The organism is Microvirga yunnanensis (genome assembly GCF_025460875.1).
Genome location: NZ_JAMXFI010000109.1, coordinates 12,856 through 27,112 on the forward strand (window position 1 = coordinate 12,856; position 14,257 = coordinate 27,112).

At 67.6% G+C, this 14,257-nt stretch carries 13 protein-coding genes; 6 read left to right on the top strand and 7 right to left on the bottom strand.

Annotation, left to right across the window (positions count from 1 at the left end):
• Nucleotides 1–192: 192 nt before the first annotated feature.
• The 4 genes from NF876_RS33660 to NF876_RS33675 form a co-directional block, all read right to left on the bottom strand.
• Complete coding sequence (locus tag NF876_RS33660) at nucleotides 193–1,197, bottom strand: esterase-like activity of phytase family protein (protein ID WP_262272501.1); 1,005 nt, start codon at nucleotides 1,195–1,197, stop codon at nucleotides 193–195.
• A complete protein-coding gene (gene cobT / locus NF876_RS33665; RefSeq protein ID WP_262272502.1) occupies nucleotides 1,194–3,116 on the bottom strand; it encodes a cobaltochelatase subunit CobT in 1,923 nt (640 codons plus the stop codon). Before cobT ends, NF876_RS33660 begins: the two co-directional genes overlap by 4 nt.
• A 146-nt stretch (nucleotides 3,117–3,262) precedes the next feature.
• Nucleotides 3,263–4,252, bottom strand: coding sequence for a cobaltochelatase subunit CobS (cobS, locus tag NF876_RS33670; protein ID WP_262272503.1), 990 nt, complete (start codon nucleotides 4,250–4,252; stop codon nucleotides 3,263–3,265).
• A gap of 116 nt (nucleotides 4,253–4,368) precedes the next feature.
• Nucleotides 4,369–4,998, bottom strand: a complete 630-nt coding sequence (locus tag NF876_RS33675; protein WP_262272504.1) for a J domain-containing protein — start codon at nucleotides 4,996–4,998, stop codon at nucleotides 4,369–4,371.
• A gap of 89 nt (nucleotides 4,999–5,087) precedes the next feature.
• On the opposite strand from NF876_RS33675, the gene NF876_RS33680 reads away from it, so the two are divergent.
• A complete protein-coding gene (locus tag NF876_RS33680; RefSeq protein ID WP_262272505.1) occupies nucleotides 5,088–5,354 on the top strand; it encodes a BolA family protein in 267 nt (88 codons plus the stop codon).
• 168 nt (nucleotides 5,355–5,522) lie between these two features.
• Here the strand turns inward: NF876_RS33680 and NF876_RS33685 are convergent, their stop codons facing one another.
• Nucleotides 5,523–6,689, bottom strand: coding sequence for an acetyl-CoA acetyltransferase (locus NF876_RS33685; protein ID WP_262272506.1), 1,167 nt, complete (start codon nucleotides 6,687–6,689; stop codon nucleotides 5,523–5,525).
• Between the two features lie 170 nt (nucleotides 6,690–6,859).
• Here NF876_RS33685 and NF876_RS33690 point away from each other — a divergent pair, with 170 nt between their 5' ends.
• Nucleotides 6,860–7,438, top strand: coding sequence for an LOG family protein (locus tag NF876_RS33690; protein ID WP_262272507.1), 579 nt, complete (start codon nucleotides 6,860–6,862; stop codon nucleotides 7,436–7,438).
• The gene (locus tag NF876_RS33695) at nucleotides 7,435–7,845 is read left to right on the top strand and encodes an NUDIX hydrolase (RefSeq protein WP_262272508.1); all 411 of its coding nucleotides are present in this window, start codon (nucleotides 7,435–7,437) and stop codon (nucleotides 7,843–7,845) included. The genes NF876_RS33690 and NF876_RS33695 overlap by 4 nt, the downstream gene beginning before the upstream one ends.
• On the opposite strand, the gene NF876_RS33700 is transcribed toward NF876_RS33695, so the two are convergent.
• Complete coding sequence (locus NF876_RS33700; RefSeq protein WP_262272509.1) at nucleotides 7,833–8,981, bottom strand: 2OG-Fe(II) oxygenase; 1,149 nt, start codon at nucleotides 8,979–8,981, stop codon at nucleotides 7,833–7,835. The genes NF876_RS33695 and NF876_RS33700 overlap by 13 nt on opposite strands.
• Before the next feature lie 72 nt (nucleotides 8,982–9,053).
• Nucleotides 9,054–9,956 (bottom strand): DMT family transporter, encoded by a 903-nt coding sequence (locus NF876_RS33705; protein ID WP_262272510.1) that lies wholly within the window; start codon nucleotides 9,954–9,956, stop codon nucleotides 9,054–9,056.
• Between the two features lie 190 nt (nucleotides 9,957–10,146).
• On the opposite strand from NF876_RS33705, the gene NF876_RS33710 reads away from it, so the two are divergent.
• From NF876_RS33710 to NF876_RS33720, 3 genes are all read left to right on the top strand, one after another.
• Nucleotides 10,147–11,541: a D-alanyl-D-alanine carboxypeptidase family protein gene (locus tag NF876_RS33710; RefSeq protein ID WP_262272511.1), complete on the top strand. Its 1,395-nt coding sequence runs from the start codon at nucleotides 10,147–10,149 to the stop codon at nucleotides 11,539–11,541.
• A 115-nt stretch (nucleotides 11,542–11,656) separates the two neighbouring features.
• Complete coding sequence (locus tag NF876_RS33715) at nucleotides 11,657–12,574, top strand: DMT family transporter (RefSeq protein WP_262272512.1); 918 nt, start codon at nucleotides 11,657–11,659, stop codon at nucleotides 12,572–12,574.
• Nucleotides 12,575–12,578: 4 nt separating this feature from the next.
• Nucleotides 12,579–13,718, top strand: a complete 1,140-nt coding sequence (locus tag NF876_RS33720) for a CobW family GTP-binding protein (protein WP_262272513.1) — start codon at nucleotides 12,579–12,581, stop codon at nucleotides 13,716–13,718.
• The last annotated feature ends 539 nt before the right edge of the window (nucleotides 13,719–14,257 follow it).

Consider the following 14,257-nt stretch of genomic DNA (forward strand, 5'->3'; position numbering starts at 1 on the left):
CACCCGTGCCGCCACCCGATCTCCTTCAGCCCGTTCGGACGGACACCCGGCGCAACCATTGGCAGCGGGCCCGCATGAACGAAGCTTAGTGGCCGAAAACGGAGGGCTTCAAGCGAGACGAAGGGATAGAGGCAGGCAATGAATGATGAGAAAAGGGGCAATTGCCGCTACGGAAGGCAGCCCCCCGGCGGCTCAACCCGCAAGCGCGAATTCGAGCAGGACGGTCTTCTGCAGGGAGCTGAAGTTGTCGTCCGAGATCAGCGAGAGGACGATGTCGCCGCCCTCCCGGTGAACGGCGAGCCCCTCCATGTTGTCGATCTGGTGCGAGGCTTCGCTCTCGTAGAGGATCTCGCCGTCCAGGCGGGCGCCGGACTTGACCGCGCCGGCCTCGATGCGGCGAAGGCGGCAGCCGAAACCGCCGAAGAGCGAGAAACTGCGTTCCAGGACCACGGCATCGCCGTCGGGCAGGAACGCGAGATCGGTGACGCTGTAGCCGTCCGACAGGGCGATCTGAAAGGCGCCCTGCCGCGGCCCCGTGAGGATGAAGCCGCTGCCGCCCTCCGCGATCCCCACCAGGGCACCGCTCAGGGGCGAGCCCGGGGGTGCGACGCCGACGGCTTCGAGGCCGGCGTTGCTCGGCAGGTCCCGCAGCTCCTTCGGCACCGGAATGGGCACGCCGCGGACGATGCTTCCCGTCGCCGTCCGGTCGAATCGGATCACCGCATGGTTGCGCTCGACGCCCACATAGGCAGCGTTGCCGGCAAGCGCGAGGCTCTCCGTGTCGTAGTAGCGCGAGCGTCTGAGGGGAACGCCGTTGCTCAGGATCAGAGGCGAGAGCACCGGGCCGGACAGGCCCGACAATCGTCCGTCGGACGTCTCGATCCGGGCCTTGAGCACCTGCGCGTTGTCGGCCAGCGCGACGATCTCCCGGCCGTTCGCCGAGCGCCACAGGCCGGAGAAGCCCCCGAAGGCCGAAACCGGGGAGCGCAGATCGATTCCGGAGCGAAACATCAGAGCGCCGAAGCGGCTGCGGTCCGGATCGGTGGTGGAGAGCCGGCTGATCGGCCGCGCCTCCACGTCGATGGCCGTCGCGCCCCGGAAGGCCTGCGGGCGCTGCGCCACGGCCACGCCCGTGCAGGCGAGCGTCGCCGCGGCGGCGGCGGCACCGGTCAGAAAGCCGCGACGGGTGAGCCTCAAGCGACGGCCCTGCGGCGGGGGGCGCCCCTCGAAGCGCCCCTCGAAGCGCCTCTGGCCGGCGGGCCGGCATTCTCCTCGAACAGCTCCGCGAGCTTCTCGGTCATGACGCCGCCGAGCTCCTCCGCGTCCACGATGGTCACGGCGCGGCGGTAGTAGCGCGTCACGTCGTGGCCGATGCCGATGGCGATGAGTTCCACGGGCGAGCGGGTCTCGATCTCCTCGATGACGAAGCGCAGATGCCGCTCCAGGTAGTTGCCGGGATTGACCGAGAGCGTCGAGTCGTCCACCGGCGCCCCGTCCGAAATCACCATCAGGATGCGCCGCTGCTCGGGCCGCCCGAGCAGGCGCTTGTGCGCCCAGTCGAGGGCCTCGCCGTCGATGTTCTCCTTCAACAGGCCTTCGCGCATCATCAGGCCGAGATTCTTGCGCGCGCGCCGCCAGGGCGCGTCCGCCGACTTGTAGATGATGTGGCGCAGGTCGTTCAGGCGGCCGGGATTGGCCGGCTTGCCGTTCTGCAGCCAGGTCTCGCGCGCCTGCCCGCCCTTCCAGGCCCGGGTGGTGAAGCCCAGGATCTCGACCTTCACGCCGCAGCGCTCCAGGGTGCGGGCGAGAATGTCCGCGCAGGTGGCCGCGACGGTGATCGGGCGCCCGCGCATGGAGCCCGAATTGTCGAGGAGAAGCGTCACCACCGTGTCGCGGAAGTTGGTGTCCTGCTCCTGCTTGAAGCTCAGGGGCTGGAACGGGTCCATGACGATGCGCGGCAGGCGCGCCGGGTCGAGAGCCCCCTCCTCGAGGTCGAACTCCCAGGCCCGGTTCTGCTGCGCCATCAGGCGGCGCTGCAGGCGGTTGGCGAGGCGCCCCACCACGCCCTGGAGATGGGCGAGCTGCTTGTCGAGATAGGCGCGCAGGCGCGTCAGCTCGTCCGCGTCGCACAGGTCTTCCGCGTGGATGATCTCGTCGAATTTCTGGGTATAGGCCTTGTAGTCGGGCCCGCGCGCCTCGTTGGAACGGGAGGGCGGACGCCAGGATTCGCCGGCATCCTCCGAGTCCGCCTCCTCGGATTCCTCGGGCAGCTCGCCGGACGGGCCGTCGGCCTCCTCCGTGGCGCCGTCCTCCATCTCGTCGCTCGAATCCTCGCTGATTTCCACCTCGGCGCGGTCACCCTGGGATTCCTGCTCGGATTCGCCCTCGCCCTGCTGCTCCTGCTCGTCGGACTCGCTCTCGTCCTCGTTCTCCTCGTCCTCGGAGTCGAGCGCCGCCTCGTCGGCCATGTCGAGGGAGGACAGCAGGTCACGGATCGAGCGGGCGAAGCTGCGCTGGTTCTCGATGTTCTTCAGCAGGCCGTCGAGGTCGCGCCCGGCGCGGTCCTCGATGAAGTCGCGCCAGAGATCGACGATCTTGGCCGCGGAGGCCGGCGGCTTCGCGCCGGTCAGGCGCTCGCGCACCAGGAGAGCGAGGGCATCCTCCAGGGGTGCGTCGGCCCGATCGGTGATCTCCTCGTATTTTCCGCCGCGGTGGTAGCGGTCCTCCAGCATGGCCGAGATGTTGGACGAGATGCCGGCCATGCGCCGCGAGCCGATGGATTCCACGCGCGCCTGCTCGACCGCGTCGAACACGGCACGGGCGGCCTGGCCCTCGGGGGCGAGCTTCCGGTGAAGGCCGGTGTCGTGGCAGGCGAGGCGCAGCGCCATGGCGTCCGCGTTGCCGCGCAGAACCGCCACGTCCTGCGCGGTCAGCCGCCGGGGCGGCTCCGGCAGTCGGGCCTTGTCCTGACCCATGAGCACCGGACGGTCGGACGCGAAGGCGACCTCGAGATCGGGCTTGCGGGCGATCGCCTTCATGGTGCCGGCGATGGAGCGCTTCAGCGGCTCCGCCGGCGCTTCCTTCTTCTCACCCGGCTTGCGGTTCGAAATGGACATCGTTGCCTGTCGCTTCCGATAAGCCCTCGCTCCAGGGAGGCCGAAGGCCGCCTCGGAGAACGAGGGCGCTTCCAGAAATCTCCAGACCTGGCATCCGCGTCCTTCGAGACGCTCTGCTCCTCAGGGTGAGGATGCCGGGTCGTCGATCAGCTCAGCACCATGTTCACGGCGCTCTCCGGCAGCTCCTTGCCGAAGGAGCGCTGGTAGAACTCGGCCACCAGGGCGCGCTCGAGCTCGTCGCACTTGTTGAGGAAGGTGACCCGGAAGGCGAAGCCCGTATCGCCGAAGATCTCGGCGTTCTCCGCCCAGGTGATCACCGTGCGCGGGCTCATGACGGTCGAGAGATCGCCGTTCATGAACGCCGAGCGGGTGAGGTCGGCCACGCGCACCATCTTGTTGACGATGTCCCGGCCGGACGCATCCTCCTGGTAGTGCTTCGCCTTGGAGAGGACGATGTCCACCTCCTTGTCGTGCGGCAGGTAGTTGAGCGTCGTCACGATGGACCAGCGGTCCATCTGGCCCTGGTTGATCTGCTGGGTGCCGTGGTAGAGGCCCGAGGTGTCGCCGAGGCCCACGGTGTTGGCCGTGGCGAAGAGGCGGAAGGCCGGGTGAGGCCGGATCACGCGCTTCTGGTCGAGGAGCGTGAGCTTGCCCGATTGCTCCAGCACGCGCTGGATCACGAACATCACGTCCGGGCGGCCGGCGTCGTATTCGTCGAACACGAGGGCCACGTTGTTCTGCAGGGCCCAGGGCAGGATGCCGTCCTGGAAGGCCGTGACCTGCTTGCCCTCCTGCAGCACGATGGCGTCCTTGCCGACGAGATCGATGCGGGACACGTGGCTGTCCAGGTTCACGCGCACGCAGGGCCAGTTGAGGCGGGCGGCCACCTGCTCGATATGGGTCGACTTGCCGGTGCCGTGATAGCCCGTGATCATGACGCGGCGGTTGCGCGCGAAGCCCGCCAGGATCGCCAGGGTCGTGTCCCGGTCGAACAGGTAGTCGGGATCGAGGTCGGGCACGTGCCCCTCGGCCTGCGAGAATGCGGGAACTTCCAGATCCGAGTCGATGCCGAAGACCTGTCGCACGGACACCTTCATGTCAGGCAGAAGGGTCGCTGTCTCGGTTTGTGCCGTCATAGGGGCCTCTCGGTCTTTGAAGGGTGTCTCGAAAACGTCATGGGCTTCTTAACCTCCATGACGGAATGGCGCAATTTCCTAATACGCCTAGCAGCCTTGCCTGAACGGATGTCGGTTCAGCACAGGCCGGCGGTCTTGAGGGCGTCGTGCGCCTTGATGATGTCGCGCAGGCGCTCCTCGAAGGAACGGTCGCCCCCGTTGGCGTCCGGGTGGAAACGCTTCACCAGGGCCTTGTACTGGGCCTTGATGGCCGGTCCGTCGGCGGTCTCGTCGAGACCCAGGATGTCGAGGGCCCGGCGCACCGCTCCGGTATGGCGCGGCTGCTTCGGCTCGGGCCGGGCCCGGCTGGTCCGGGCCTGGGTGAAATCCTCGCCCTTGAGGATCCCGAGCGGGTCGAAATAGCCCCAGTCCCGCGGCTGAGCCTTGGCGCCCTGCTCGTCGCCCTGGCCGGAGGCGTTCATGCCCATGGTCCAGGTCGGGCGATGGCCGATGATGGAATCCTTCTGGAAGGCGGCCACGGCCGAGTCGGACATGCCGGCGAAGTAATTGTACGACGCGTTGTACTCGCGCACGTGCTGGAGGCAGAAGCGCCAGTACTGGCCCTCCCGGTCGCGCCCCTTGGGGGCGCGGTATTCCCCTGCCGCCTTGCAGGAGGGGTGCTCGCACACGGGCCCCTTGGTCTCCTGCGGCTCCTCGCAGGAGGGCTTGATCCGGATGCGGTCGAAAAGAGGCGAGTTGAGATCCATGATTCAGCGATTATGAGTGGCTTGGGGCCTTGAGCCAAGGCCTGAACGCTTTTCGCCGCAGACCCGTTCAAAAAGGTTTACGAATCAGCATGACCCTTCAGCACTGGATCACACGGACTTTGCAGGACAGCCTGCAGCCGACCGAACTGACCGTCACGGACGAATCAGAAAAGCACCATGGCCATGCCGGCTGGCGGGAGGGCGGAGAAACTCATTTCCAGGTTTATATCGTGTCGGACGCCTTCTCCGGCAAGAGCCGGGTCGAGCGTCACAGGCTCGTCAACGAGACCTTGAAAGGCGCCTTCGACCGGGGCCTGCACGCCCTGGCCATCCAGGCCAAGGCTCCGGGGGAATGAGTCAAAGCCACTTGCGACGTCATCACCGGCCTTGTGCCGGTGATGACGCGTCGGTGAAGCGCCGCGCCACACCGCATCGGGATGGCCGGGCTTGTCCCGGCCATGACAGCCGAACGGCTTCATTCCTGGCCGGAGCGCCAGCCGAATGGCCGAGCGCCTTGTGCCTCGTCACTTGATCCGCTCGAGCACGCTCACGTAGTTCGCCACCGCGGCGCCGCCCATGTTGAAGATGCCGCCGAGCACCGGGTTCTTCACCTGGATGCCGCCGGCCTCCTCGCAGAGCTGCATGGCCGAGAGGGCATGCATGGAGACGCCCGTCGCCCCGATGGGATGGCCCTTGGCCTTGAGGCCGCCGGAGGGGTTCACCGGCAGCCTGCCGTCGCGGTTCGTCCAGCCTTCCTTGACGGCCGTGGCGCCCTGCCCGCGCGGGGTCAGGCCCATGGCCTCGTATTCGATCAGCTCCGCGATGGTGAAGCAGTCGTGGGTCTCCACGAAGGACAGGTCAGTGAGCTGGATTCCGGCCTGCGACAGGGCACGCCGCCAGGCTTCCGCGCAGCCCTCGAACGCGATGATGTCGCGCTTCGACATCGGCAGGAAATCCTGCGCGTGGGCCGTGGCCCGGAAAGCCACCGCGCGCTTCATCCGCAGAGCCGTCTCGGTATCGGCGAGCACCAGGGCGGCTGCGCCGTCCGACACGAGCGAGCAGTCGGTGCGCTTGAGGGGACCGGCCACGTACGGGTTCTTCTCGCTCTCGGCCCGGCAGAAGTCGAAGCCCAGATCCTTGCGCATCTGCGCGTAGGGATTGTCGACGCCGTTCCGGTGGTTCTTCGCCGCGATCATGGCCAGGGCGTCGGACTGGTCGCCGTGGCGCTGGAAATAGGTGCCGGCGATCTTGCCGAACACGCCCGCGAACCCGCCCGGCGTGCCGCCGTCCTCGGGCAGATAGGAGGCCTTGAGGAGGATGTTGCCGATCTCGGGGCCGGGCGTCGTCGTCATCTGCTCCACGCCGACCACCAGCACGGTTCGGGCGCGGCGCGCCTCGATGGTCTTGATCGCCTGGTGCACGGCCGCCGAACCCGTCGCGCAGGCATTCTCGACTCGGGTCGCCGGCTTGAAGCGGAATTTGTCGCTGGCCTGGAACACCAGGGAGGCAGTGAAGTCCTGGGCCGAGAAGCCGCCGTTGAAATGCCCGAGCACCACCTCGTCCACGTCCTCGGGCCCGAGCCCCGCGTGTTCGAGCGCCTCGTTGGCGACGCGGACGATCAGGCTCTCGACGGTCTCGCTGTCGAGCTTGCCGAACGGGGTATGGGCCCAGCCGACGATGCAGGCGGTCATGGATGTCTCCTCGGGGATTGTCTCGTTGGGAGACAAGGTGGCCCTCTTCGGAGCTTTCAGCAAGTCGGACATGCGATGGCAGGTCTGCGCCCGGAACGGGTCCCCGGGCCTTGAGCTCGGCGCGAACCTGTCGTTCATCGATCCCGACGCGAATCAGGAAGGACAATCCCATGCGACTGTGTGTCTTCTGCGGCTCGAGCAGCGGCCAGGATCCGGTCTATCTCGAGGCAGCCCGGTCCCTCGGCGAAACCCTGGCGGCCAACGGCATCGAACTGGTCTATGGCGGCGCCTCCGTGGGCCTCATGGGGGCCGTGGCGGACGCCGTCCTGGCGAGGGGCGGCCACGTGATCGGCGTGATGCCGCAGGCCCTGGTGGACAAGGAGATCGCCCATCGGGGATTGAGCGATCTGCGGGTGGTGGGCTCCATGCACGAGCGCAAGGCCCTGATGGCGGAACTCGCGGATGGCTTCGTCGCCCTGCCCGGCGGGCTCGGCACCTTCGAGGAATTGTTCGAGGTCTGGACCTGGGCGCAGCTCGGCTACCATCGCAAGCCCTGCGCGCTCCTGAACGCGGGCGGCTTCTACGACAAGCTGACGGACTTCCTGGACGACGTGGTGGACCGCAGCTTCGTCAAGCCGATCCACCGGGCGATGCTGATCGTCGAGAGCAAGCCCGCCGCCCTGGTCGAGGCCGTGCGCTCCTATGAACCGCCGAAGGTCGACAAATGGATCAAGGCGGGCGAACGGTGATCGACATCGTCGCCGCCCTGGTGCGCGACGGACGCGGCCATGTCCTGCTCGTGCGCAAGCGCGGCACGGAAAGCTTCATGCAGCCCGGCGGCAAGCGCGAGCCGGGCGAAGGCGATCTGGACGCGCTCGACCGGGAACTCCGCGAGGAACTCGGCTGCGGCCTCGTGCCGGGCTCCGTGACGGGCCTCGGCACCTTCGAGGCTCCGGCGGCGAACGAGCCGGGACGGCGGGTGCGGGCCGCCCTCTACGCGGTGAGGCTTGCCGGTGCGCTCGTCTGCCGGGCCGAGATCGAGGAATATGCCTGGGTCGATCCGCGCGAACCGGGCGAGGCGCCGCTGGCCCCGCTCACCCGGGACACCGTCCTGCCGCTCGCGCTGAGGTCGGAGGACCGGGGTCAGGCCCTGTAAGCGCCCACGCCCTCGCCGAGATGGGCGTTGTTCGCCTCGCGGACCCTGGCCGCCTCCTCGTCATAGAGGAAGGGCAGGAAGGCGAAGCGCCGGCCCTGCGTGACGCGCGACACCGCGTGGAGCAGCGGGCAGGAGAACACCACGGCGCCGCCGGGGGGAGCCTTGTAGCTGCGTGGGCCGTATTCCGGGAAGCTGACCTCCCCGCCCTCGAAATCGCCGTTGAGATTGATGGAGACGGCGAAGCGGCGATGGGCCGTGCCGCTCGTGGTGTTGTCCCGGTGCGCCCGGAAATGCCCGCCGTCCTCGGCCGCGTAGCAGGAGACGATGTAGCGCTCCATGCGGGTGGGCTTGAAGAAATGCACCCGCTCGATCTCCGGATTGATCCGGCGAATGATGCGGTGCTGCACCTGACGGATCAGGTTCGGATCCTCGATCGTATAGTCCTTGCGCCGCTTGTGGTTCGGATCGTGGACCGCCACGGTCTTGCCGCCGACTTCGCGCATGAAGCCCGATTCCTGGCCGCCATGCCGCTCGTAGAGACCGATCAGATGGTGACAGAATTCGGGCTCGAACACGTCCGGGATGACGAGCACGGGCGCCGGCATCTCGAAGCCGGCGAACCGGTCGACCGGCGGCAGAGCCCGCAGATAGGCCATCACCTTGTGGCGGTCGCTCCCGTCCGGCTCGAAGGGGAAGACGGCGCGCACGCGCAGGGTCGGATTGAGCACCATCCAGAAGCGCCGGATCGGGATCTGCGACGGACCCGCCGGGGTGTTGCGCGGAAGCGCCCCGTAGAGGCGCCCCACGGCCCCGTCGAAATCCCAGAAATGGCGGATGCCCGGGATGATCTGCTTCGCCCGTGCCTCCGCCTCGTCCGACGGGTCGACGCTGACGCCGAAAATCGCGATCCGGTCGTCGTCGAACAGGTCGCGATGCTCCTCCTGAAAGCAGTCGAGGGTCGCGCGCCCGGCCTCGTCGGAGCCCGTGCCGTAGAAGCACAGGACGACGTAACGCCCGGCCACGGTATCGAAGCTGTAGTTCGGATTGCTCGATGAGTTCTGCCTGAACCAGGGCACCGGATCGCCGACCTGAAGGACGCGGTAGGCGGGTTGAGCGATCTCAGCGGCATCGGTCATGGGGAGCAGGTCCGATCACGGTCACAGGAAACGAAACAATGTTCATTAACATGCGTCTGCCGCAGCGACAAGCTAACGTTGCGCCCACAGGAGCAACCCGACCCCCGCCAGGATCAGCAGCATGCCGGCCAGTTCCCGTCGGCTGGTCGTCTGCGCCAGGAAGCGGTGGGACACCGCCTGCGCCATGAGAACCTCGACGAGGGCGAGGGTGCGCACGTTCGCGGCTGTCGTGAGCGCGAAGCCGATGAACCAGAACTGGGACGCGAGCGCGCCGAGGAAGCCTGCTCCCAGGGAGGGCCGCCAGGCCGCGAAGCTCGCCACCAGGGCCTTGCGGTCGAAGAATCCGAGCCAGATCAGGAGGATGGCTGTCTGCAAGCCCAAGCCCCAGACCAGGGTCGTGGAGGCCCGGATCAGGGCCGAGCCCCCGTCGAGCGACAGGATGGCGCCGCGAAAGCCGATGGCCGCCAGGGCGAAGAAGGCCCCCGAGGCGAGCCCGAAGAGAACGGGCTTCGGGCCGGACGAGGCAAGGTTCGTGCCCGGCTTGATGGACATGAGCAGAACCCCGCCGGTCGCCACCAGGATCGCCAGCGCCATGGCGGGCGTCAGGCGGTCCCCCAGCAGCACCAGGCCGAACAGGGCCACCTGCACCGGTTCCGTCTTCGTGTAGGCGGTCACCACCGAGAAGGCGCGCTCCCGCATGGCCGCGAGCATGAGGGCGGTGGCCAGGATCTGGGTCACGGCGCCGGTGAGAGCGTAGGCCAGAAAGGTGGCGTTCGGCCCCGGAACAACCTCTCCCGTCACGAGGTTCATCACGACCAGGGCCAGGAGCGCGAAAGGAAATCCGTAGAGAAAACGAACCTGCGTGGCCCCCACGGTTCCGATGGTCTCGGTCAGGCGCCGCTGGGTGGCGTTGCGTCCGGTCTGGGCGGCCGCGGCGGCCAGGGTCACCGGAATCCAGAGAAGGGATGTTGTCATATCGATCTTCAAACCGCGCCGCTCTTGCCACTCTCTTGCCACGGATTTCGTTAAGAAGGGCGTACAAACAAGCAAAAATCCACCCAGCCTAGCCAAGGTCTAGGTTTGGGACTAAAAATGGCCCAGCTGACAGGCGGGGCTTGATCGAGATCCTCTCCTATCGTTGGACGAAGCCAAGGAGTCGTTCCGCATGAACGTTAGCCGAGCCCTCCGCGTGACAGCCTTTGCCCTTGCCGCCCTGATGGGTGGTTCGGCTCTGGCCGCCGGCGGCCCTGCTCTTGTCGTTGAACTCGAATCCGGCCGCGTGCTGCACGCGGAGCGGGCGACCGACCCCTGGTACCCGGCCTCGATCACCAAGCTGATGACCGCCTACGTGGCGCTCGACAAGGTGCGCTCGGGCCAGATGAGCATGGAGACGCTCCTCACCGTCACCGACGGCGCGGCGGCCCTGCCTCCGTCCAAGATGGGCTTCAAGCCCGGCACAGAGATCCGCGTCGACAATGCCCTCAAGATCATGATGGTGAAGTCGGCCAACGATATCGCGGCGACCATCGCGGAGAACATCGGCGGTTCCATCGACGGCTTCGCCGAGCTGATGAACGCCCATGCCCAGCGCCTCGGCATGGTGAGCAGCCATTTCGCCAATCCGCACGGCCTGCCGGACGACCGCAACCAGACCTCGGCCCGGGACATGGCGATCCTGGCTCGCGCCCTGCTGCTGGAATTCCCCCAGTACCGGGATCTTTTCGACATCGGGGCGGTTCAGTTCGGCCGGCGCATCATGCGCAACACCAACGGGCTCATCGGCCGCTATCCGGGCGCCGACGGCATGAAGACCGGGTTCATCTGCTCGGCCGGCTTCAACGTGGTGGCCAGCGCCACCCGGAACGGCCGCCACCTCATCACGGTCGTGCTCGGCGCGCCCTCGGCCAACGAGCGCACCATCAAGGCGGCCGAGCTGTTCGACCGCGGCTTCAGCAGCAAGGTGAACTTCACCAATCCGGAACTCGCGGCCCTGCCAGCCTCGGCCAACACCACGCCGCCGGACATGCGCCCGGTCATCTGCGACCGGCGCGGACCGATGCCGCAGGAAGAGGACGCACCGGCGGTCGCGGAGACCGACAGCAACATCCCGAACCTGTTTTCCTCCGAGGTGATGGCCTTTGCCGGAGCGACGACGGAAAAGCCCGTGCGCACCGTGCTGGGCCCCCGGGCGGCCGTCGAGCCCGAGCGCGTGTGGATCGGGCTCAATCCTCCGTCCGAGACCGAGCTCGCCGCCCAGGCCGCCGCCGAAGAGGCGGCCGAGCAGGCCCGCAAGGCGAAGACCAAGAAGGCCACCACTTCGAAGAAGGCGCCTGCCAAGGGGGCTGCTTCGAAGGACACGGCCGGCACGGCGGTGGACGACAAGGACGCCGACAAGGAGCCCGTGAAGACGACGGCAAAAGGCAAGGATCAGCCGCGCGCCAGCATCGCGGTCAAGCCGGTGTCCGGCTCCTCGAAGCCTGCCGCCAAGACCCCCGCCGACACGAAGAAGGCGCCGCAGAAGGCGGACGCCGCCGCAAAGCCCAAAGCCGTCGCGAACTGATCCGCGATCCTTTCATGTCCTGCGACGCCCGGTCATCGACCGGGCGTTCTGCTTGATGCCTTGCTTTTGCGGGCGATCCGCGCGAACGGTGCGGCGTCCCAAATCCGATGTCGTGATGACCCGCTCCTCCTCTCCGGCCAACGGCCTGCTCTTCGCCCTCGCGTCGGCCGGCCTCTACGGCTTCAACATCGTCTACGCGCGCATCGCGTCCTTCACGGGGGCGAGCGGGTCGGCCATCGTGGTCTACCGGGTTCTTCTGATGCTCGTGCTGGTGGGCCTCGTCGCCGCCATCATGAGAAGCTCGCTCGCGATGGAGCGGAAGGAACGGGGCAAGCTGCTCCTGCTCGGGGTCTCCAGCGCTCTCCAGGGCATCGGCTATCTCTCGTCCGTTGCCTTCATTCCGGTCACGGTCGCGGCCGTGGTCTTCTACACCTATCCCATCATCATCGTCCTCGCGAGCCCCTTCGTGGAGAGGACGCCGCTGACGCAGGCTCTCGTCGCCATCGTGGCCGTCGCGACCCTCGGGGTCTGCCTTGTGGTCGGACCTGCCTTTTCGGACCTGGACTGGCGCGGCCTGGCCCTCGCGTTCGGGGCCAGCATCGCCACGGCCGTCCAGTTCTTCGCGGCGGCGCGCTGCACCCGAACCGGCGTGGTGGCGAAGGTGTTCTGGATCCAGCTGATCATCCTGCCGACCGCCATCCTCGTCAGCCTCGCGGCCGGCCAGCTGGCGCCCCCGTCGATCCTGGCCCTGGCGCCCTTCGCCGTCACGATGACGATCGCCGGCTACGTGGGCGGGTTCGTCCTGCAGTTCCTCGCCCTCGGGCGCATCTCGGCCGTGGCGGCCGGAATCCTCTACTGCGCCGAGCCGGTGGTGGCCGCCGTGTCGTCGGCCCTGATCCTCAACGAGACCCTGGCCCCCCTGCAGATCGCCGGCGGGGCTCTTGTGCTGGCCGCCATCGTGGCCAACGTTCTGCTGGAACAGCGCCGACGGCGCGGTCCGAAGGATGCCGCCCTGGTGCGGATTGCCGATTGACAGGATGACCGCCATGATTCCTCCCGCCCCGATCCCGCTCACCATCCTCACCGGCTTCCTGGGCGCGGGCAAAACAACCCTGCTCAACCGCCTCCTGAAGGATCCGGCCCTGCAGGACACGGTGGTCATCATGAACGAGTTCGGCGAGATCGGGCTCGACCATCTGCTGGTGGAGACCGTCGACGAGGGCATGGTGCTGCTCTCCGCCGGGTGCCTCTGCTGCACCGTGCGCGGCGACCTCATCGCAACCCTCGAGGACCTCCTGCGCAAGCGCGACAACGGCCGCATCCTGCCGTTCAAGCGCGTGATCATCGAGACCACGGGTCTGGCCGATCCGGCACCGATCCTGCACGCGGTGCTCTACCACCCCTATCTCTCCCTGCGGTACGCTGTCGAAGGCGTGGTGACGGTGGTCGACGCGGTCAACGGCGCCGCCACGCTGGACGCGCACCGGGAAGCCGTGAAGCAGGCGGCCGTCGCCGAGCGCATCGTGATCACCAAGACCGACCTGGTTCAGGACCCTGATGGCGCCGCCCGGCTGCGCGGACGGCTACGCCAGCTCAACCCGGGCGCCGCTCTCCTGGACGCCGATGCTCCGGCCGGGGCGGTCGTCTCCGGCGGCCTCTTCGGCCTCGACGGCAAGATCGGCGACGTGGCCGAATGGCTGAAGACGGAAGCCGTGGAGGCGGCGGAGCACGCGAGCCATGCGCACCAGCACGGGCATCACCACCATCACGGGCACGACCACCACCACCATCATCACGACGTGAACCGGCAAGACGACAGGATCCGGGCCTTCTGCCTCACCAGCGACCAGCCGGTCCGCCAGGGCACCCTCGACATGTTCCTCGACCTCCTGCGCTCGTCTCAGGGAGCGAAGCTGTTGCGGGTCAAGGGCCTCGTGGCGCTCGCGGAGGATCCGGAGCATCCGGTGGTCATCCACGGCGTCCAGCACGTGATCCACGTCCCGGCCGTGCTGCCGCGCTGGCCGAGCGAGGACCGGCGCAGCCGCCTCGTCTTCATCGTTGACGATCTGGAGCGGGACACCGTGGAGAGGCTCTGGAACGCCTTCCTCGGACGGCCCGCCGTCGACCAGCCCGATGCGGCGGCGCTCTCCGACAACCCGCTGTCGCTGCGGAGGTGAGCCGGGTTCGCTCCTTCCGAACGAAGGACATTACCGCACCGTGCGAAAAAGTGGACCCGGTTTTTCGCCCTCAACGGTGCGCCAGCCAAGAGTTGAGCATCGGACAATCGGGATCACCGGGACGAGCCCGGTGATGACGTGGAGGGTGGCACGGGCCGGTGCGAACACCCTCCGCACGTCATGGCCGGCCTTGTGCCGGCCATCCCGATTGTCTTGAGCACGGCGCCTCTCGGAATCGGGATCACCGGGACGAGCCCGGTGATGACGTGGAGAAGATGGTCAGGGCCCGGTGATGACGACGGGGCGCCATCCGGCCGAGCGATCAAGACAGGGTCCCGGACGATGCGCCCCTTGAGGCGGGGAGCATCGGATTGATCCCAAAAGTGGGTCCGCTTTTGGCTCCGATGCTCTAGAGCCTCGGACGGTTAAACGGACGCATATCCAGCTGCCTTGAGGTAGTTCCAGCATTCGTGTGGCTCGAACAAGTCGCAGATTTCACCGAGCGCTCGCCAGAGCGCGTCGAACGTTCGGGCCTCAGC

Coding starts and splice junctions, on each gene's coding strand:
- NF876_RS33690 (WP_262272507.1), top strand. CDS start 6,860: ATGCGACTGTGTGTCTTCTGCGGCTCGAGCAGCGGCCAGGATCCGGTC.
- NF876_RS33675 (WP_262272504.1), bottom strand. CDS start 4,998: ATGGATCTCAACTCGCCTCTTTTCGACCGCATCCGGATCAAGCCCTCC.
- NF876_RS33710 (WP_262272511.1), top strand. CDS start 10,147: ATGAACGTTAGCCGAGCCCTCCGCGTGACAGCCTTTGCCCTTGCCGCC.
- NF876_RS33700 (WP_262272509.1), bottom strand. CDS start 8,981: ATGACCGATGCCGCTGAGATCGCTCAACCCGCCTACCGCGTCCTTCAG.
- cobS (WP_262272503.1), bottom strand. CDS start 4,252: ATGACGGCACAAACCGAGACAGCGACCCTTCTGCCTGACATGAAGGTG.
- NF876_RS33685 (WP_262272506.1), bottom strand. CDS start 6,689: ATGACCGCCTGCATCGTCGGCTGGGCCCATACCCCGTTCGGCAAGCTC.
- cobT (WP_262272502.1), bottom strand. CDS start 3,116: ATGTCCATTTCGAACCGCAAGCCGGGTGAGAAGAAGGAAGCGCCGGCG.
- NF876_RS33715 (WP_262272512.1), top strand. CDS start 11,657: ATGACCCGCTCCTCCTCTCCGGCCAACGGCCTGCTCTTCGCCCTCGCG.
- NF876_RS33680 (WP_262272505.1), top strand. CDS start 5,088: ATGACCCTTCAGCACTGGATCACACGGACTTTGCAGGACAGCCTGCAG.
- NF876_RS33720 (WP_262272513.1), top strand. CDS start 12,579: ATGACCGCCATGATTCCTCCCGCCCCGATCCCGCTCACCATCCTCACC.
- NF876_RS33705 (WP_262272510.1), bottom strand. CDS start 9,956: ATGACAACATCCCTTCTCTGGATTCCGGTGACCCTGGCCGCCGCGGCC.